At 64.6% G+C, this 18155-nt stretch carries 19 protein-coding genes and 1 tRNA gene; 8 read left to right on the top strand and 12 right to left on the bottom strand.

Annotated elements, in window-relative coordinates; translation table 11 throughout:
- Positions 1–9 precede the first annotated feature (9 nt).
- Positions 10–771, top strand: a complete 762-nt coding sequence (gene cobS, locus EZV60_RS01985; RefSeq protein ID WP_135501603.1) for an adenosylcobinamide-GDP ribazoletransferase — start codon at positions 10–12, stop codon at positions 769–771.
- 48 nt (positions 772–819) lie between these two features.
- Here the strand turns inward: cobS and EZV60_RS01980 are convergent, their stop codons facing one another.
- The 5 genes from EZV60_RS01980 to EZV60_RS01960 form a co-directional block, all read right to left on the bottom strand.
- On the bottom strand, positions 820–1329 hold the full coding sequence (locus EZV60_RS01980) for a CarD family transcriptional regulator (protein WP_135501601.1): 510 nt from the start codon (positions 1327–1329) through the stop codon (positions 820–822).
- A gap of 288 nt (positions 1330–1617) precedes the next feature.
- Positions 1618–1956: a ferredoxin FdxA gene (gene fdxA / locus EZV60_RS01975; protein ID WP_135501599.1), complete on the bottom strand. Its 339-nt coding sequence runs from the start codon at positions 1954–1956 to the stop codon at positions 1618–1620.
- Between the two features lie 51 nt (positions 1957–2007).
- Entirely contained in the window at positions 2008–2394 is a 387-nt protein-coding gene (locus EZV60_RS01970) for an RNA-binding S4 domain-containing protein (protein WP_245306171.1), read from the bottom strand.
- Between the two features lie 5 nt (positions 2395–2399).
- Positions 2400–5261 carry a helicase-related protein gene (locus EZV60_RS01965; protein WP_135501597.1) on the bottom strand — a complete coding sequence of 954 codons (2862 nt, stop codon included), beginning with the start codon at positions 5259–5261 and terminating at the stop codon, positions 2400–2402.
- A 21-nt stretch (positions 5262–5282) separates the two neighbouring features.
- Positions 5283–5846 (bottom strand): tetratricopeptide repeat protein, encoded by a 564-nt coding sequence (locus EZV60_RS01960; protein WP_245306170.1) that lies wholly within the window; start codon positions 5844–5846, stop codon positions 5283–5285.
- Between the two features lie 69 nt (positions 5847–5915).
- On the opposite strand from EZV60_RS01960, the gene EZV60_RS01955 reads away from it, so the two are divergent.
- Both EZV60_RS01955 and EZV60_RS01950 read left to right on the top strand, forming a co-directional pair.
- On the top strand, positions 5916–6203 hold the full coding sequence (locus tag EZV60_RS01955; RefSeq protein ID WP_135501595.1) for an SCP2 sterol-binding domain-containing protein: 288 nt from the start codon (positions 5916–5918) through the stop codon (positions 6201–6203).
- Between the two features lie 8 nt (positions 6204–6211).
- On the top strand, positions 6212–7240 hold the full coding sequence (locus tag EZV60_RS01950) for an alpha/beta fold hydrolase (protein ID WP_135501593.1): 1029 nt from the start codon (positions 6212–6214) through the stop codon (positions 7238–7240).
- Here the strand turns inward: EZV60_RS01950 and EZV60_RS01945 are convergent.
- On the bottom strand, positions 7155–7982 hold the full coding sequence (locus EZV60_RS01945; protein WP_135501591.1) for a fumarylacetoacetate hydrolase family protein: 828 nt from the start codon (positions 7980–7982) through the stop codon (positions 7155–7157). The genes EZV60_RS01950 and EZV60_RS01945 overlap by 86 nt on opposite strands.
- Positions 7983–8084: 102 nt before the next feature.
- Here EZV60_RS01945 and EZV60_RS01940 point away from each other — a divergent pair, with 102 nt between their 5' ends.
- Positions 8085–9095, top strand: coding sequence for a ligase-associated DNA damage response exonuclease (locus EZV60_RS01940; protein ID WP_135501589.1), 1011 nt, complete (start codon positions 8085–8087; stop codon positions 9093–9095).
- A complete protein-coding gene (locus EZV60_RS01935) occupies positions 9092–10687 on the top strand; it encodes an ATP-dependent DNA ligase (RefSeq protein WP_135501588.1) in 1596 nt (531 codons plus the stop codon). Before EZV60_RS01940 ends, EZV60_RS01935 begins: the two co-directional genes overlap by 4 nt.
- A gap of 57 nt (positions 10688–10744) precedes the next feature.
- Here EZV60_RS01935 and EZV60_RS01930 read toward each other — a convergent pair whose 3' ends face one another.
- Positions 10745–11728, bottom strand: a complete 984-nt coding sequence (locus tag EZV60_RS01930; RefSeq protein WP_135501586.1) for a hypothetical protein — start codon at positions 11726–11728, stop codon at positions 10745–10747.
- A gap of 174 nt (positions 11729–11902) precedes the next feature.
- On the opposite strand from EZV60_RS01930, the gene EZV60_RS01925 reads away from it, so the two are divergent.
- On the top strand, positions 11903–13717 hold the full coding sequence (locus EZV60_RS01925) for a M3 family oligoendopeptidase (RefSeq protein ID WP_135501584.1): 1815 nt from the start codon (positions 11903–11905) through the stop codon (positions 13715–13717).
- 3 nt (positions 13718–13720) lie between these two features.
- Positions 13721–13960 carry a hypothetical protein gene (locus EZV60_RS01920; protein WP_135501582.1) on the top strand — a complete coding sequence of 80 codons (240 nt, stop codon included), beginning with the start codon at positions 13721–13723 and terminating at the stop codon, positions 13958–13960.
- Positions 13961–14019: 59 nt separating this feature from the next.
- Here EZV60_RS01920 and EZV60_RS01915 read toward each other — a convergent pair whose 3' ends face one another.
- The 4 genes from EZV60_RS01915 to EZV60_RS01900 all read right to left on the bottom strand — a co-directional run bounded on the left by EZV60_RS01915 (position 14020) and on the right by EZV60_RS01900 (position 17675).
- The gene (locus EZV60_RS01915) at positions 14020–14289 is read right to left on the bottom strand and encodes a DksA/TraR family C4-type zinc finger protein (protein WP_135501580.1); all 270 of its coding nucleotides are present in this window, start codon (positions 14287–14289) and stop codon (positions 14020–14022) included.
- Positions 14290–14344: 55 nt separating this feature from the next.
- Positions 14345–15394: an alpha/beta hydrolase gene (locus tag EZV60_RS01910; RefSeq protein WP_135501578.1), complete on the bottom strand. Its 1050-nt coding sequence runs from the start codon at positions 15392–15394 to the stop codon at positions 14345–14347.
- A gap of 59 nt (positions 15395–15453) precedes the next feature.
- Entirely contained in the window at positions 15454–16350 is an 897-nt protein-coding gene (rpoH, locus tag EZV60_RS01905; RefSeq protein ID WP_135501576.1) for an RNA polymerase sigma factor RpoH, read from the bottom strand.
- 278 nt (positions 16351–16628) lie between these two features.
- Complete coding sequence (locus tag EZV60_RS01900; protein WP_135501574.1) at positions 16629–17675, bottom strand: RluA family pseudouridine synthase; 1047 nt, start codon at positions 17673–17675, stop codon at positions 16629–16631.
- On the opposite strand from EZV60_RS01900, the gene EZV60_RS01895 reads away from it, so the two are divergent.
- Complete coding sequence (locus EZV60_RS01895; RefSeq protein ID WP_135501572.1) at positions 17674–17985, top strand: DUF6476 family protein; 312 nt, start codon at positions 17674–17676, stop codon at positions 17983–17985. The two genes, EZV60_RS01900 and EZV60_RS01895, sit on opposite strands and share 2 nt — an antisense overlap.
- A 37-nt stretch (positions 17986–18022) precedes the next feature.
- On the opposite strand, the gene EZV60_RS01890 is transcribed toward EZV60_RS01895, so the two are convergent.
- Positions 18023–18099 (bottom strand) — tRNA-His (locus EZV60_RS01890).
- Positions 18100–18155 lie beyond the last annotated feature (56 nt).

Genomic DNA, 18155 nt, shown 5'->3' with positions numbered 1-18155 from the left:
GCCCTTTCCATGTCGAAAAACGACGATGCCCTCCTGCGCGCAGGCGATCTTGCCGTGGCGCTGTCGCTGCTGACCCGGCTGCCGGTGCCCGGCACGGTTGACATGGCTCGTGGAGGCCGCGCCGCATGGGCCTATCCGCTGGCGGGCGTTCCGGTGGCGTTGCTGGCCGGTGGCGCGGGGCTTTTTGCCTCGACCATAGGATTAGCATCACCTTTTTGTGCATTGATAACGCTGACTTTCTCGGCACTTCTCACTGGCGCCCTGCACGAGGACGGGCTGGCCGACACGGCCGATGGGCTTTGGGGCGGCTGGACGCGCGACCGGCGGCTCGAGATCATGAAAGACAGCCATATAGGCACTTATGGCGTCATCGCGATTTTTCTTTCTCTGTCATGGAGATGGGCCGCGCTTTTCATGCTTTTTGAGATGGGCGTAGCTCTCGTTCTGCCCGCGCTCGTGGCCGCCGCGCTTTTGTCCCGCGCCGTGATGCCCGCCCTGATGGCAGGCCTGCCGCATGCCCGCGACACGGGCCTCTCTCACAGCGTCGGTCGCGCGCCTTGGCCCACCGCAGCGCTCGCGCTCGCCCTGGCGGTTGTTGGCACCCTCTTTTGTCTCGGGCCTCAGGCGGTGCTCGCCATGGCGCTGACTGTCATGACGACGGCCTGCGTGGCGGTCATTGCGCGGCGCAAGATCGGCGGGCAGACCGGGGATATCCTCGGCGCGGCGCAGCAGATTGCGGAGATCGCCGTTCTGACCGCGCTCATCGCATAGAAAAAGGCCGCGCCAAGGCACGGCCTACTTTCCTAGCTTACCTGAGGTTCAGGCTGCGCGAGAAACAAGAACCTCGTCGACCTGCTTGGCCGCCTGGGTTTCGTCACCGCCGCTGACAGCGGCCACTTCGCGCGTCAGACGCTCCAGCGCCGCTTCGTAAAGCTGGCGTTCGGAATAGCTCTGCTCGCGCTGATCGTCCGACCGGTGCAGGTCGCGCACGACCTCGGCAATGGCGATCAGGTCGCCGGAATTGATCTTCTGCTCGTATTCCTGCGCCCGGCGCGACCACATGGCCCGCTTGACCTTGGCCTTGCCTTTCAGCGTTGTCATCGCCTTCGACACCACGTCGGGGCTCGACAGGCTGCGCATGCCTATCTCGACCGCCTTATGGGTCGGAACCCGCAGCGTCATCTTGTCCTTCTCGAAAGAAATGACAAACAGTTCCAGTTCGATACCCGCGATTTCCTGCTTTTCGATCGACACGATCTGTCCCACGCCATGGGCCGGGTAGACAACGTAATCATCCGCACGAAATTCGGACTTCTTCGACTTGCTCATTCAGATGTTCCTCACAAGCTTCCTGTGGTTCGCGCCGGTTGCCCCCAACCCGGTCACGTGCCGGGATATCCTGCATCAGGCGCAAAGAAATCCACCCCCATGCGTCAGCGTGGGCAGATGGATATATGTGTTTTCTTCTACATTTGCAGCGGCATCATACCACAAAAAACGCCCTTCCGAAAGAACATCCGGTGGCAGGGCCCATGTCCTTACGGAAATTCAAGGACTTACGGGCTGAAACCCGCCGAAAAATCTAGGGCGGACAGGCGCAATCCTGAACGAATCGGTTCAGCCGCCTTCGCCCGGCGCTTCCGAGAAATACTTGTCCAGCTTGCCCTCTTCGCCATCGCGGTCCTCGGCATTGGGCATCTGGTCTTTCTTGGTGATGATCACCGGCCACATCTCAGAATACTTGCGATTGAACTCGACCCATTTTTCCATGTCGGGCTCGGTGTCGGGCCGGATCGCGTCGGCGGGGCATTCTGGCTCGCAGACGCCGCAATCGATGCACTCGTCGGGATGGATCACCAGCATGTTTTCCCCCTCATAGAAACAATCTACGGGGCACACCTCTACGCAGTCGGTGTATTTGCACTCGATGCAGTTATCGATCACGACATAGGTCATTTGGGTCTCACAATCTTCGACACGTGCAGTGACCTAATTCAGTCACGCCGATCAATCAAGCGTCTCCGAGCGGTTGAGATCTAGTTTGCGCCGGTCTCGCTTGGTCGGGCGCCCCTTTCCCTCAAAGCTTGGATTTCTCGGGACAATCTCGCGCGGCCGCGCCTCGGGTGGATCGAGGTCCTCGTAAAGACTGCGCGCCTCTGTCGCGGGACCGCGCCGCGTGCCGATGGCCAGCACGCGGATCACCCGCACGCCCCGCGCCTGCGGAAAGGTCAGGACATCGCCCGGGCCCACGGCATGGGCGGGTTTGGACACTTTCTCGCGATTGACGCGCACATGCCCGCCCGACACCAGCTTGGCGGAAAGCCCGCGCGTCTTGAAAAACCGCGCGTGCCACAGCCATTTGTCCAGCCTGATCCGGTCGGGCGTCTCCTGCACGGGGCTCAGCTTTTGTCCTTGAGCCCCATCAGCGCGGCGGCGAACGGGTTGTCGGGATCGATCTTGTCTTTCTTGGCGGGCTTGGAAGAATAATTCTTCGGCCCGTCATCGCGGCGCGGCTTGCCCTTGCCGGGCTTGCCGCCCGGTTTGCCTTTCTTGCCGGCCGGGCGCTGCCCGCGCGGCCGCTCGCCCTCCGAACGTCCACGGGCCGGGCGACCGGCCCAGGTGAAGGTATAAAAGACTTCCAATTCCGGCGCTTCCGCCGCCGCGTCCGGCGCGGTCCCGGGCTCGATCTCGGTTTCGGACATGGCCGGCACCTCGGCGGGCACCTCGCCCTGCTCGGTCGGCGTCTCAGCCACGGGCGCCACGCCATCGTCGACGATCCCGCCCTCCGCGATGGCCTCCTCGGGCGTGGCCTCTTCGGGCGCGGCCTCCACCGGGGTCTCGTCTGCGGGCGCCGGCGTCTCCGCCAGGGCCTGGTCGACGGTCTTGACCTTCTCCCGCTCGCCACGTTCGGCCTTGTAGCCAAGCCCCTGCATCAGATCGGCGAATTGTTCCAGCGTCATACCGGTGATCGAGAGCATGTCGGCGCTCGCCTCGAACCCGCCCCGGCTATCCTCGGCGCGCAGCATGTCGGCCAGACGTTCCAGCATATCGATGCGAATGGCGCGCTCTCCGGCGGCGCGGTAGCCGGCCATCGAATGATAGCCCGGCGGCGTCGCCGTGCCCGACGGTACGGTAACAAGGCCCGGCGGCGGCGCCTCGGGAAACTCGTCCAGCCCCTTGGACAGCGACCACAGCACAAGGCGAAGCCGCGTCGGCGCTGGCTTCAGCAACAGCGGCATGAAGACCGTGAACTGGCCGAACCGCACGCCGTGCTTGCGCAACTGCCCACGCGCGTCTTGGTCCAAGCCCTTGACCTCCTCGGCCACCTCGCCGCGGGGGATCACACCGAAATTCTCGACCATCCGAAAGCCGAAACCGCGCGCCACGCCGGTCAGCTCTTCGTCCCGCTGGATGTTCAGAAGCGGCTCGAACAGCGTAGCGATCTTGCGGTCGATGAAATGCTGCAAACGGCGTTGCACCTTCTGCATCACCTCGGCGCCTGCGGCGTCGTCGACAAAGGCCACGACCTGCGGCTTGAGGGCGTCGGACCCGGCCGTCAGCTTGCCGACGGCCTCCTTGCCCCACATCAGGCCACCTTGCTCGGTGAAATCGATCTCGGTGTCTGGCGCGTTATAGAACTTGTCGGCGCGCAGGTGAAAATGCGGCGCCAGCGCCTGCAGGCTCGCGGCCTGGATCGTCTTGGCCTCCTGCCCGTTCGCGGTCTTGTCCTGAAGGAACCGAAATCCTTCCAGCCGCCCGACGAACTCGCCTTCGACCGTCACTTCACCTTTGTCGTTTACATCTGCCACCATGGCTTCCTTCTGCTTGAGCCGGCGCAGAAGCACGGAGGTGCGCCGGTCCACAAATCTTTGGGTCAGCGCCCCGTGAAGCGCGTCTGACAGGCGATCTTCTACAGCGCGCGTGGCTGCGCGCCAATGACTTTCATCGGCGACCCAGCCCTTTCGTTGCGCAACGTAAGTCCACGTCCTGATATAGGCCAAACGCTTTGAAAGCGTATCTATATCCCCTTCCGTGCGGTCAATTCTCTGAACCTGCCGCGCCAGCCACGCTTCGCAGACTCGGCCGTGTTCGTGCAGATCGTTGAAAATCTTCTCCAAAAGGCCGGCGTGCTCGGCATGGCTGATGCCTCGAAAATCGGGCACGCGGCATACATCCCACAAAAGCCGGATCGACGGGCCGTCGCTGGCGCGGGCGCGTACCTCGCCGTGTTCTGCCAGCGCGCGCAGCGCAATCAGGTCGTCCGCCTCGCGCGCCCGCACCAGCCATTCGTCCTCGGGCTTGACCTCGAGCGAGGCGACAAGCGCGTCGAGATGCCCGAACTGCAGCGCGGCGTTGCGCCACTCCAGCTTGCGGATCGGGGTAAATCGGTGGTCCATGATGGCCTGCGCCATATCGTCCGGCAGGGGCGGCGCTTCGCCCGTCACCCCGAACGTGCCACTCGACATGCCGCGCCCCGCGCGTCCCGCGATCTGCGCCAGCTCGTTGGGCGCCAGCGCCCGGATACGCCGCCCGTCGAATTTCAACAGCGACGAGAACGCCACGTGGTTGATGTCAAGGTTGAGCCCCATGCCGATGGCATCCGTCGCCACCAGGTAATCGACCTCGCCATTCTGGTAAAGATCGACCTGCGCATTGCGTGTCCGCGGGCTCAGCGCCCCCATGACGACCGCCGCGCCGCCCTTCTGGCGCCGCAGAAGCTCGGCCATGGCATATACATTCTCAACCGAAAACCCCACGATGGCGCTCCGTGCGGGCATCTTGCTTAGCTTTTTCGAACCTGTGTAGGTTAATTGCGACATACGCTCGCGGTTCAGGAACTCCGCGCCCGGAACCAGCGCCGCAATCGCGCCCCGCATGGTGTGCGCACCCAGAAACTGCGTCTCGCGCAGGCCCCGCATCCGCAAAAGCCGGTCGGTGAACACGTGCCCGCGCTCCGGGTCGGCACATAACTGGATCTCGTCCACAGCGACGAAATCCGCGCCCATCCCCTCGGGCATCGCTTCGACCGTGCAGACCCAGTATTGCGTTCTGGGGGGCACGATCCGCTCCTCGCCGGTAACCAGCGCCACCACCGACGGGCCGCGCACGGCGACGATCTTGTCATAGACCTCCCGCGCCAGAAGGCGCAGCGGCAGGCCGATCACTCCGGTCCGGTAGCCCAGCATCCGCTCGATGGCATAATGCGTCTTTCCGGTATTGGTGGGGCCCAGGACCGCGAGGATCCTCGACTGCTCGGCCATCGGCCATCTCCCGCTTGCCTGTCAGAGGTCCCTGCCGCCGATTTCGCGGTTCACGTGCTCCATGGCCTGCAAGACATCCTCGTGAAAGGGATGCAGGGCCAGCGCGTGCTCGAAGGCCTCTTTCGCCATTTTCGGCCGGGCCGATTGCGCCAGAATGCCGCCAAGGCTCGCCATGGCGTTGTAATGTCGTGGCTCCAGCGCCAGCGTGCGCTCGATATCCGCCAGTGCCGGGCCGTAAAGCTCGGCATCGGCGAAGGCCATGGCGCGCGTATGCCAGCCTTCGGCGAATTCAGGCGCATGATCCGTCAGCGCGGTGAGATGCCCGATCGCGGCCGCCACGTCCCCCGCTTCCAGAGCGTCGCGCCCACGCTTGAGCAGAAGATCCGCCGAGGCCGAGCCCGAGCGCGTCCATTCCAACTCGATTTCCTTGGCGATGCGGCGCGCCTCCTTGGCATCCTCGGCAGCCGCCAGCTCAGCGAAAAACCGCTCCAGCCGCGATTCTTCGGCGGCGGAAGGTAAGGAAAACATGACTGTCGCGAAAAGTGCCGCAACGATAGATTTGAGAAGTCGGGTCTGAACGCTCATAACAGGAATGAGTTTAGCGTTCTCGTTCGGGAATCAAAGCCCCGGACGATCAAATCCTGGAGGAAAAAGATGAGCGACATGATCAATGCGGCGGTCGAGGCCCTGAATGCCAAGATGGATGGCGGTCTCGATGGCTCTGCCAAGTTCGTGATCGAAGGCGAAGGCGAGATCATCGTCGATGGCGATGGCGCCCGCGCGGGCGATGGCGACGCCGACGTGACACTCACCGCCGATGCCGGCACTTTCGAATCGATCCTCTCGGGCGATCTCGACCCCACCACCGCCTTCATGTCCGGCCAGCTGAGCGTCGATGGCGACATGGGCATGGCAATGAAACTCGGCGCTGTCCTGAGCTGAGGTACCGCATGGGTCACGACACCGCGCCGCTTTACGCAGACCTCGCCGAAGGCCCCGAAGACGGCACCGCCTTCTGGATCCACGCCGATGACGGCGTGCGTCTGCGTGCCGCCGCATGGCGGCCCCAGGACACGGCGTCGGGCACCGTGCTGCTCTTTCCCGGCCGCACAGAATATGTCGAGAAATACGGTCGTATCGCCGCCGATTTCGCGTCGCACGGCCTTGCGACGCTGGCGATCGACTGGCGCGGACAGGGCCTGTCCGACCGGCTGACCGAGGATGAGATGGCCGGGCACGTCCATCTTTTCGCCGACTACCAGCGCGACGTCGCCGCGATGTGCGACGCCGCAGCGGCGCTCGATCTGCCCAAGCCGTGGTACCTGCTCGCGCATTCCATGGGCGGCTGCATCGGCCTGCGCGCGGTGATGAACGGCCTGCCCGTCACGGCGGCGGCCTTCTCGGCCCCGATGTGGGGCATCCGCATCTCGCGTCCGCTGCGCCCCGTCGCGTGGTCCCTGTCCTGGAGCAGCCGGGGCGTCGGGCTTGATCATGTCTATGCCCCCGGCACGGCCTCGACCAGCTACGTGCTGACCGAACCTTTCGAAACCAACAAGCTCACGACCGACCGCGAAAGCTATGACTACATGATCCGTCAGGTCAGCGCCGATCCGCGCCTCGGCCTCGGCGGTCCAAGCCTGCGCTGGCTGTACGAGGCGTTGCGCGAAACCCGCGCGCTCTCGCGTCTGCCCTCGCCTGCGCTGCCCTGCCTGACGCTGCTCGGCACCGAAGAGGATATCGTCGACCCGGGCCGCATCCGGGAACGCATCTCGCGCTGGCCCGGCGCGCGGCTCGACATGATCGAGGGCGCCCGCCACGAGGTGCTGATGGAAGGCGAGGCCACCCGCCGGCACCTGACCGTCACCCTGGCGCGCTTTTTCGCTCGCGTGGCGGCTACGCCCGGCCCACGGTCTGACGCTGGCGGCCCAGCCCCTGAATCTCCAACTCCATTATATCTCCTTCAGCAAGGTATCGCTTAGGCGTCTGCCCCATGCCCACCCCAGGCGGCGTCCCGGTGGCGATCACGTCCCCGGGCTGAAGGCTCATCAACTCGCTGAGATGCGACACGATCTGCGCCACGCTGAAAATCATCGTCGCCGTGGTGCCGGTCTGCATCCGCTCGCCATTAAGATCCAGCCACATCTCAAGGTTTTGCGGGTCGCCCACCTCGTCCGGCGTGACAAGCCACGGCCCGATCGGGCCGAACGTGTCGGCGCTCTTGCCCTTTGTCCACTGGCCCGACCGGTGCATCTGGTAATGCCGTTCCGAGACATCGTTGACCACGCAATAGCCCGCCACATGGCTCAACGCCTCGGCCTCGCTCACGTAGGACGCGGGCTTGCCGATCACCACACCAAGCTCGACCTCCCAGTCGCCGTGCGTGGATCCGCGCGGCAGACGCACCTCGTCCTCGGGGCCGCAAATGCTCGACGTGGCCTTCATGAACACGATCGGTTCCTCGGGGATGTCCATGCCCGCCTCGGCGGCATGATCCGAATAATTGAGCCCGATCCCGATGAACTTGCCCACCTGCCCCACCGGCGGCCCCAGCCTTGGCGCGCCCTCGACCACCGGCAAAGCCTCGGGGTCGACGCGCGGCAAAGAGGCAAGAACCCTGCCCGCAATGTCCGGCACCACGCCGGTCAGATCGCGCAGCTTTCCGGCGGCATCCAACATGCCGGGCTTTTCCTCGCCCGGGTTTCCGTATCTGACAAATCGCATGGCTCTCCCCTGTCCGCCTGACGGGTGCCAGACTATCGCGCTGCGGCCAACCCGCAAGGGGCATGCTCTGGCCGTCTCGGCGCGCGGCGCTATCCTTGGCGCATGGTTCTCGAATTCAGACCCCAGGGCATCTACTGCCCGGCCGGCGACTTTTTCATCGACCCGTGGCGGCCAGTGGATCGCGCGCTGATCACCCACGGCCACGCCGACCACGCCCGCTGGGGGCATGGGGCGTATCTGGCCACCCATGCGGCCGGGCCGGTGATGCGCCACCGGCTGGGCGATATCACGCTCGATGGAATCGGCTATGGCGAAACCCGCCGCATCGGCGGGGCCGACGTGTCGTTCCATCCGGCGGGCCATGTGCCCGGCTCTGCCCAGATCCGAGTCGAGGTCGGCGGCGAGGTCTGGGTCGTCTCAGGCGATTACAAGACCGCGCCAGACCGCCTGTCCGAACCGTTCGAGCCGGTAGCCTGCCACAGCTTCATCACCGAATGCACCTTCGGCCTGCCGGTCTTCACCTGGACGCCCGAGGCCGACGCCGCGCAGCAGATCAACACGTGGTGGGCCGAGAATGCCGCGCAGGGCAAGTTTTCCCTGCTCGGGGCCTATTCTCTTGGCAAGGCACAGCGGGTGCTGTCGCTTCTCGATCCCTCGATCGGGCCCATCCTCACCCATGGCGCGGTGGAAAATACCAACGCCGTCCTGCGCGCCCAGGGGCTTGTCTTGCCCGACACGATCCACGTCACACCGGATCTTGCCGCAAAGGATCACCCGGGCGCGCTGGTGCTTGCGCCGCCCTCGGCCCTCGGCAGCACCTGGGCGCGGCGGTTTCGGCCCGCTTCCACCGGCTTCGCGTCGGGCTGGATGCGCCTGCGCGGCGTGCGCCGGCGGCGCGCCGTGGATCGCGGCTTTGTCATTTCCGATCACGCCGACTGGCCCGGCTTGCTTGAGGCCATCAAATCAACTGGCGCGGAAAATGTATATGCTACACATGGTTATACGGATATCTTCGCGCGATACCTGAATGAAAAAGGGTATCATGCGCAGGTCGTCCCGACCGAGTTCACCGGCGAAAGCCTCGATGCGACTGACGAGGACGACGCGGCATGAAACGCTTCACCGCGCTCTATACCACGCTGGACCAGACCACCAAGACAAACACCAAGGTCGCCGCCCTGGCCGAGTATTTCGCCACCGCCCCGGATGACGACAAGCTCTGGACGGTGGCGCTTTTCTCCGGCCGCCGCCCGCGCCGCGCGATCACCACCACCAAGCTGCGCGAATGGGCCGCCGAGCGTGCCGGCATCCCGCTCTGGCTCTTCGAGGAAAGCTATCCCATCGTCGGCGACCTGTCGGAGACCATCGCCCTCGTCCTACCCCCGCCCGCGCGCGACCATGACGAAAGCCTGACCGGCTGGATCACCCGCCTCCGCGCGCTCGACCGCGCCGACGAGCCCGCCCGCAGGGCAGCCATTCTCGATGCCTGGGACCAGATGCAGCCTCACGAAAGACTTGTCTTTAACAAGCTGCTCACGGGCGGCTTCCGGATCGGCATCTCGCGCAAGCTGATGACCCGAGCGCTGGCCCGGGCGACAGGTCGCGACGAGGCCGAACTGGCGCACCGCCTGATGGGCGACTGGACGCCCGACACCACCTCTTGGGAACGCCTGATCGAGGCCCCGGACGCCAGCGCCGATCTCTCGCGCCCCTATCCCTTCTGCCTCGCCTATGGGCTGGACGAGACCCCGCCCGAGAAACTCGGCCCGCCCGAAGACTGGATGGCGGAATGGAAGTGGGACGGCATCCGTGGCCAACTGATCCGCCGCGGGGGCGAGCATTTCGTCTGGTCGCGCGGCGAAGAGCTGATGACCGACCGCTTCCCCGAGCTGGCCCGCGCCCGCGATCACCTGCCCGACGGCATCGTGATCGATGGCGAAATCGTCGCCTGGGACGGCGCGGCCCCACTGCCCTTCAACGACCTGCAGAAACGCATCGGGCGCAAGACCGTGCCGAAAAAACTGCTCAAGGACGCGCCGGTGATCGTGCTGGCTTACGATCTGCTCGAAGAGAACGGGCAGGACCTGCGCGAGACGCCGTTTCACACCCGCCGCGCCAAACTTGACGCGCTTCTGAAAGATCTTCCGCCCGAAGCGCCCCTGCGCCCGTCCCCGCAGCTGTCCTTTACCTCGTGGGACGCGCTGGCCGAAACCCGCGCGGGGGCGCGCGAGGCCCGCGCCGAGGGGCTTATGCTCAAGCGCCGGGCGTCCCCCTACCATGCGGGTCGCAAAAAAGGCGACTGGTGGAAATGGAAGCTCGATCCATTAACCATCGACGCGGTGATGATCTACGCGCAGCAAGGGCATGGCCGCCGCGCCAATCTCTTCACCGATTTCACCTTTGCCGTGCGCGCGGGCAATGACCTCGTACCCTTCACCAAGGCCTATTCCGGCCTGACCGACGCCGAGTTCCGCAAGATCACATCCTGGGTGCGCAAGAACACGCTGCAACGGTTCGGACCCGTCCGGCAGGTGAAACCCGAACATGTCTTCGAGATCGCTTTCGAAGGCATCCACGAAAGCCCGCGCCACAAATCGGGCGTCGCGCTGCGGTTTCCCCGCATGAAGCGCTGGCGCCACGACAAGCCGGTGGACGAGGCCAACACGCTCGACGATCTGCACGAGATGCTGGCCCAGTATGGCTAACCGGTATGGCTAAGGGGTAGGGGTAAGGCGCGCTAAAGCACGCCCTACGCGCCTCGCTTACCCACAGTCGCCGGTCATCGACACCTGGTTGTCGCGAATGCCGGTCACGGTCACGGCGCAGCTGCCGCCCTCGGTCTCGACCTCCACCGTGTCGCCCACCGACACGACCTCGGTCGTCAGCCCGTTGATCGCCAGCCGCACGTCACCGCCCAGAATGCCCGACACGAAGACCCGCAGATTGCCGTCGCCCAAAAGTGCCACAGACCCAACGCCATAGGCATCGCCCAGCGCGTCGCTGCCGGCCTCTACATTGCAATCCGACGTGACCTCTACGCCTTCCGCGGTCACCGCACCCAGGCCCACGCGGCATGCGCCGCCCTCGTGGCGCGCCACGACGGATTCGCCCACGGCAAGCTCGGAACTCTCCCCGTTGACAGAAAGCACCGCCATGCCGGCCTCTGCATCGAACCGCTGCACAAAGGCACGCACAGCGCCATCCGCAAGCCGCGCGGTCTCACCCACGCCCAGCGCGCCACCCGCGCTGTCAAGCCCCACCGATTCTGCGGTTTCCTCCGCCGCGGCCTCGACGCTTTCGGCCGCACTCTCCACGGCGCTTTCGGCCTCCGCGGCCTGCTCGGACGCGGCCTGCGACACCTGCGAGGCCGTCTGCGAAATCTGCGCGCCCAGCGCATCGCCCGTCTCGGAGATCTGCGCGCCAAGGCTCTCGCGGATCTCGTTCACCTGCGCGCCCAGCGCATCGACCCGCGCGCCCACATCCGACGACACCTGCGCGCCCAGACCTTCCAGGCTCGCCGCGTTTTCCGCCAGCGTGGCTTCCATCGCCTCGATCCGCTCGGCAAGCGCGGCCACAGCCTCGCCGCTATCATCCTCGACCGCCTCGGTCATGCTCGCGACAGAGCGTTTCACGCCATCCGCGATCTTCGTATTGACCGTCGCGGTGGCCAACATCGCCCCCACGAATAGCCCCGCAAGACCGCAGCCCGCGCCGATCACAATCGGATTCTTTGCAATGTCAGACATCAAAACCTCCCCTTAATTTTTGACAGACTCGGGCCAGACGCACGCCCTTGCCCACGCGATACTAAGGGATTCGCGGGCATCTTGGCCAATTTTTTGCTCGAAAATCCGTTCGGTCCATGTACTTCGCTCGATCTGCGCATTACCTCATCGAAAACGGAACAAGAGGAGCGGCCCATGACCATCAAACCTGTCTTCGACGCCCACGAGACAAGCGGCGGCAAGGATCTGGGCGATCTGCCGGATTGGAATCTCGACGATCTCTACACCGGAGAAGACGCGCCGGAGCTCAAGCGCGATCTCGACTGGCTGGAAGAGGCCTGCGCGTCCTTTGCGGCAGATTACGAAGGCAAGCTGGCGGATCTCGACGCCGCCGGCCTTCTGGAGTGCATTCAGCGCGACGAGAAGATTTCCAACATCGCGGGCCGGATCATGTCCTTCGCGGGCCTGCGCTATCACCAGAAATCCACCGATGGCGGGCGCACCAAGTTCCTCTCCGACTGTCAGGAGAAGATCACCACCTACACCACGCCGCTGGTCTTCTTCTCACTCGAACTCAACCGCCTGGACGAAGATCACCTCAAATCGCTCTATGCTGAAAACGCCGATCTCGCCCGCTACGCGCCCGTCCTGCGCCGCATCCGCGCGATGCAGCCCTATCAGCTGTCCGACGAGCTGGAGAAATTCCTGCACGATCTCGGCGTCGTGGGCGACGCGTGGGAACGGCTTTTCGACGAGACCATCGCGGGCCTGACATTTCACGTCGACGGCGAAGAGCTTGGCATCGAGGGCACGCTCAACCTGCTGACCGAGCAAGACCGCGACCGGCGCGAAGCGGCCGCGCGCGAGCTGGCCCGCGTCTTCGGCGAGAACATCCGCATCTTTTCCCGCGTGCACAACACCTCGGCCAAGGAAAAAGAGGTCATCGACCGCTGGCGTGGCATGCCCACCCCCCAGACCGGGCGGCACCTCTCGAACGACGTGGAGCCCGAGGTCGTCGAGGCGCTGCGCAACGCGGTCGTAAATGCCTACCCGAAACTCAGCCACCGCTACTACGAGCTCAAGCGCAAATGGCTCGGGCTCGACCGGATGCAGGTCTGGGACCGCAACGCGCCCCTGCCCATCGAGGCCAAGAAGACCATCGACTGGCCCACCGCCCGCACCATGGTGATGGAGGCCTACGAGGGCTTCGATCCCCGGATGGGCGAGTTGGCCACGCCCTTCTTCGAGAAAGGCTGGATCGACGCGGGCGTGAAACCCGGCAAGGCGCCGGGTGCATTCGCGCACCCCACCGTCACCGACGTGCACCCCTACGTGATGCTGAACTACCTCGGCAAACCGCGCGACGTGATGACGCTCGCCCATGAACTGGGTCACGGCGTCCATCAGGTGCTGGCCGCCGATCAGGGCGAGCTTCTCTCCTCCACCCCCCTCACGCTGGCGGAAACCGCGTCGGTCTTCGGCGAAATGCTCACGTTCCGCCGGATGCTGGATGGGGCCAAGGACGATGCAGAGCGCAAGGTGCTGCTGGCGGGCAAGGTCGAGGACATGATCAACACCGTCGTCCGCCAGATCGCCTTCTATGACTTCGAATGCAAACTCCACGACGCCCGGCGCGGCGGGGAACTCACCCCCGAAGATATCGGCGATCTCTGGATGTCGGTGCAGGGCGAAAGCCTCGGTCCGGCGTTCGACTTCATGGACGGGTACGAGACCTTCTGGGCCTATATCCCCCACTTCGTCCACTCGCCCTTCTACGTCTACGCCTATGCCTTCGGCGACGGGCTGGTGAACGCGCTTTATGCCGTCTACGAGGAAAACCCCGAGGGCTTTCAGGACAAGTATTTCGACATGCTCCGCGCGGGCGGCTCGAAACACCACTCCGAGCTTCTGGCCCCCTTCGGCCTCGACGCCACCGATCCGGCCTTCTGGGACAAGGGGCTTTCCATGATCTCCGGCTTCATCGACGAGCTGGAGGCGATGGAAGACTGATCCATGGCCAAACCCGGCCCGGTCAATCACAGCTGGCGCAACCGCTTGCGCCGGCTCCTCGTGCGTATCCGCGCCAAGGTCCCCCCTGGCCTGCGCCTCATCCTCGGCCTCCTTCTGATCTTGGGCGGGGTGTTCGGCTTCCTGCCGGTACTGGGCTTCTGGATGATCCCCCTCGGCCTCGCCGTCGCCGCGCTCGACATCAAACCGCTCTGGCGCAAATTCCGCCCGCCGCCCCGGGACTAAACCTCATCTTCTTCTTGGAAATAACTCAATAGGCCGCGGCCCGGCACCTCGCGCCGCGCTCACTTCAGCTGGCTGTCCTTGCTGCCCCGTCGATTGATTCCGCCGCGCGCCGCCTGCACCCCGTCGCGCTCCTGCTGGCAGTCGATGCACAGCTTCACGCCGGGCAAGGCGTCGCGACGCGCCTCGGGGATCTCTTCCTCGCACTCGGCACAATGGGTCAGGCTCTCGCCCACCGGGCGCTTGGCGGCCTTCATCCGCGCCAACTCATCCTCGATCGAGGCTTCGATCTGTTCGCTCACCGCGCCGTCGCGTGCCCATCCACCGGCCATGGCTGTCTCCTTGTCTTCCAGGATAAGCTAGGCGCGCCCGGCCCGCCCCGCAAGATCACGGATTGGCGGTCAGCACCATGTAATCGGCAAAGGCCTCTGCCCCTCTCGCCGCCTGGTCGATCATGCCCCGCAACACGGTGATCGCCGCCGGGGACGTCGCGGGCACAGCGTGCCCCATCCCCTCGCCCTCGGACAGCGCGGTGAAATCGATCACCTTCACCGGCAATCCGGCCACCGCTTCGGGCCCGTCGATCCGCCCCAGCCGCGGCTTGCGCCCGGTAATCAGCGACGACAGCCTGAGGGCCCGGTCCTGCTGACTCACGAAAATAAGAAAGGGCTGCGGCAGATCGCCGATCGTCTCGACCTGCCGGCGAAAGAGATCCGGGTCGAGATCCGGCGACATCAGCACCACACCGCTGATCCGGTCGAGAAGCGCCCGGTCGCCCCGCAGCGCGGCCTGCCGCATGACCTCCATCACCAGATGCGCGCCCATGGAATGGGCCAGAAACGTCACGCGCTCACCCTCCTCCGCCGTCAGCCGCGCAAGCAGCGCCTCAAGGTCGTCGCGCGCGTAAAGCACGCTGTCGCGATCATAGACATAGCCGCGCGGATCTCCCGCCGATGCCCAGGAAAACAACACCGGCGCGCCGGTCATTCCGAAATCCGCCCGCATCTGCGCCAGCCGGTACATGGCGTGCGACAGCGTGTTGTTGTAGCCGTGAACGAAAACCTGCGTCTCGCGGCCCGTGCGCCGCGCGCGCACCTCGCGCAGGAACGCCGCTTCGGTCCCGAACACCTGCGTTCCGGCCACGACGAAATGCCGGGACGGGTTGGCGGCCCCCTCGGCCCATTCGATCCGGCCCGGACGATGAACGGGTGGGATCGAGATATCGGCCCGGAGATAGCGCAGCGCCTCCACCCGGCGCGCGCCAAAACGCGCCCCGGTGTCGTCGAGCGGGCGCTGCATCGCCACCATCAGGCTGACGATCCGGCCCTCGGGCGCGGCGGGACCATATTGCGCGGTCATCTGCGGACCGCAGGCCGCCAGCACGCCCAGACCGCAGGCCAGGCCGATCCGCCGCATCCATCGCATCGCGTACCTCATGAAAAAGCCCCTCGCGCACCGCGCGAGAGGCTATCCGATTTGACCCCGCCTGAACATCGTCAGGCGTCGGCCATCATACCTTTTTCTCCGGCCAGCGCACGCATCCGCTTCTGCAGCTTCTCGAAGGCACGTACCTCGATCTGGCGGATCCGCTCGCGGCTCACATCGTACTGGCCCGACAGTTCCTCAAGCGTGACCGCGTTCTCGCTCAGGCGCCGCTGGGTCAGGATATCCTTCTCGCGGTCGTTGAGCACATCCATCGCCTCGGCCAGCAACTCGCGCCGCGCCTCAAGCTCGTCGCGCTTCTCATAATCCTCGGCCTGGTTGGCGTCCTCGTCTTCCAGCCAATCCTGCCACTGCATGGTGCCTTCGCCTTCTTGGCCCACCGTAGCGTTGAGAGACGCGTCGCCGCCGGACATCCGGCGGTTCATCGAGATGACCTCGTCCTCGGTCACGCCCAGATCATGCGCGATCTGCTTGACGTTCTCAGGCCGCAGGTCACCTTCCTCCAGCGCGCCGATGCGCGCCTTGGCCTTGCGCAGGTTGAAGAAAAGCTTTTTCTGCGCGCTCGTCGTGCCCAGCTTCACCATGGACCAGCTGCGCAGGATGTATTCCTGAATGCTGGCGCGGATCCACCACATCGCATAGGTCGCAAGGCGGAACCCCTTCTCCGGGTCGAACCGCTTGACCGCCTGCATCAGGCCCACATTGGCCTCGGAAATCACCTCGGCCTGCGGCAGGCCATAGCCGCGGTAACCCATCGCGATCTTGGCCGCGAGGCGCAAGTGGCTCGTCACCATCTTGTGGGCGGCCTCGGTATCCTGTTCCTCGACCCACCGCTTGGCCAGCATGTATTCTTCTTCCGGTTCCAGTAGGGGAAACTTGCGGATCTCCTGCAGATACCGGTTCAGCCCGGCTTCGGGCGACGGTGCGGGAAGATTGCCATAATTGCTCAAGCCTCGGTCCCTCCAATGTTTATCGGCTTAACATTTATCTAGGCGCACCCTCCTGCCGTTTCAAGAAGAGTGAACCAATCGGTTTAACGGAATATGACCAACGTTCCGTCGTTTTGCCAGAAAAGCTACGCGTTTTCACGCAACCGTGCAGTTTCTGTCAGACCCCGCGACCGCGCGTTAAGAGTTTCGGACAAGCCCACAGGTCTGCGCGGCGGTGTACGGCCTGTGTATGCGTTGTGTACGGATGTCACATCGCTCTTTCATCGTAAAATCAACGGTTAAGACACCGTCCCGGTTCCACCGTCGCGCAACGCCTCGCACAGTTCCGCCATGTCCTCGGGCATCTCCGCCTCGAACCGCATGCTTTCGCCGCTGACCGGGTGTTCGAAGCCCAGAACAGCGGCATGAAGCGCTTGCCGCGTAAATCCCTGAACGGCGGAAATTGCCTTTTCGCTCAAGGCTTTGGCGTTAAGCTTGCGCCGCCCGCCATAGACCGGATCCCCGACCAATCCGTGTCCCGCATGCGCAAGGTGCACCCGAATCTGGTGGGTACGGCCGGTTTCCAGCCAGCATTCCACCAGCGCGGCCTGCGGCGGCGCCCCGAAAGTCTCGACCACCCGCACGCGCGTCACCGCGTGACGTCCGCCTTGAAAAATAACGGCTTGGCGCTGCCGGTCAGTCTTGTGCCGGGCCAGTTGCGTGGTCAGTTTCACGATATTGCCGGGCTCGAAACTGACGCCTTTGACACCCTTCAGACGCGGATCGGCGGTATCGGGACTGCCGTTAACCACAGCGTAATATTTTCGCTCTACGGTATGGGCTTCGAACTGTTGCGCAAGGCCGTGATGCGCCCGATCGGACTTGGCCACAACTAGAAGTCCGCTGGTGTCCTTGTCGATCCGGTGCACAATGCCGGGGCGTTTCTCGCCGCCCACCCCGGAAAGCGTGTCGCCGCAATGATGCAACAGGGCGTTAACCAGCGTGCCGTCCGGGCTTCCCGGTGCGGGATGCACGACCATGCCCGCGGGCTTTTCGACGACGATCAGATCGTCATCCTCATAGACGACGCTCAGGGCGATGTCCTGCGCGACCGTTTCCACCTCGGCCACCTGCGGCACCGTGATCTCCACGATGTCGCCCTCCTCCACGCGCGTCTTGGCATCCGTCACCACGACCCCCCGCAGCCGCACCTGACCCTCGGCAATGAGCCGCGCCAACCGCGTGCGCGACAGCGCCGCGTCCTCTGGCACATCGCGCGCAAGCGCCTTATCAAGGCGGGGCGGCGGATCGGCCGCGATGCGGACCGAGAGGGGACGTTCATCCATGACCGACAATCCAGAGCCTCAGCCGGTCGATCCGGCCCTCGTGAAATACCTGCGCTTCCTCGTGACGACGCTCAGCGCCACGATGATCATCGGGCTTGTAGTGATCATCGGCCTGCTTGTCACCCGCTTCTCCGGCACCTCCGCGCCAGCCTTTCCCGACCGGATCACCTTGCCTGACGGCACCGTGCCCATCGCCGTCACCAAGGGCGACGGCTGGTACGCCATCGTGACGAAATCCAATGAAATCATGGTGTTCGACGCGGATACCGGAAAGCTGCGCCAGACTATCCAGATCACGACACAGCCGTGAACGGACAAGCAGAAGGGTTCCTTTGCTAAGGAAGAAGTGGTACCGCCTCCCCGGCTCGAACGGGGGACCTCTAGATCCACAATCTAGCGCTCTAACCTACTGAGCTAAGGCGGCACTTGTGCTGCGTCTGCCCCGGCGAGGGAAAACTGAAGCCCCATATGCCAAAGCTG

It is taken from the genome of Roseovarius aestuariivivens (genome assembly GCF_004761875.1).
Taxonomy (GTDB): domain Bacteria; phylum Pseudomonadota; class Alphaproteobacteria; order Rhodobacterales; family Rhodobacteraceae; genus Roseovarius; species Roseovarius aestuariivivens.
The sequence above is the reverse complement of the archived record's forward strand: the minus strand, read 5'-3'. Positions and strand labels throughout refer to the sequence as shown.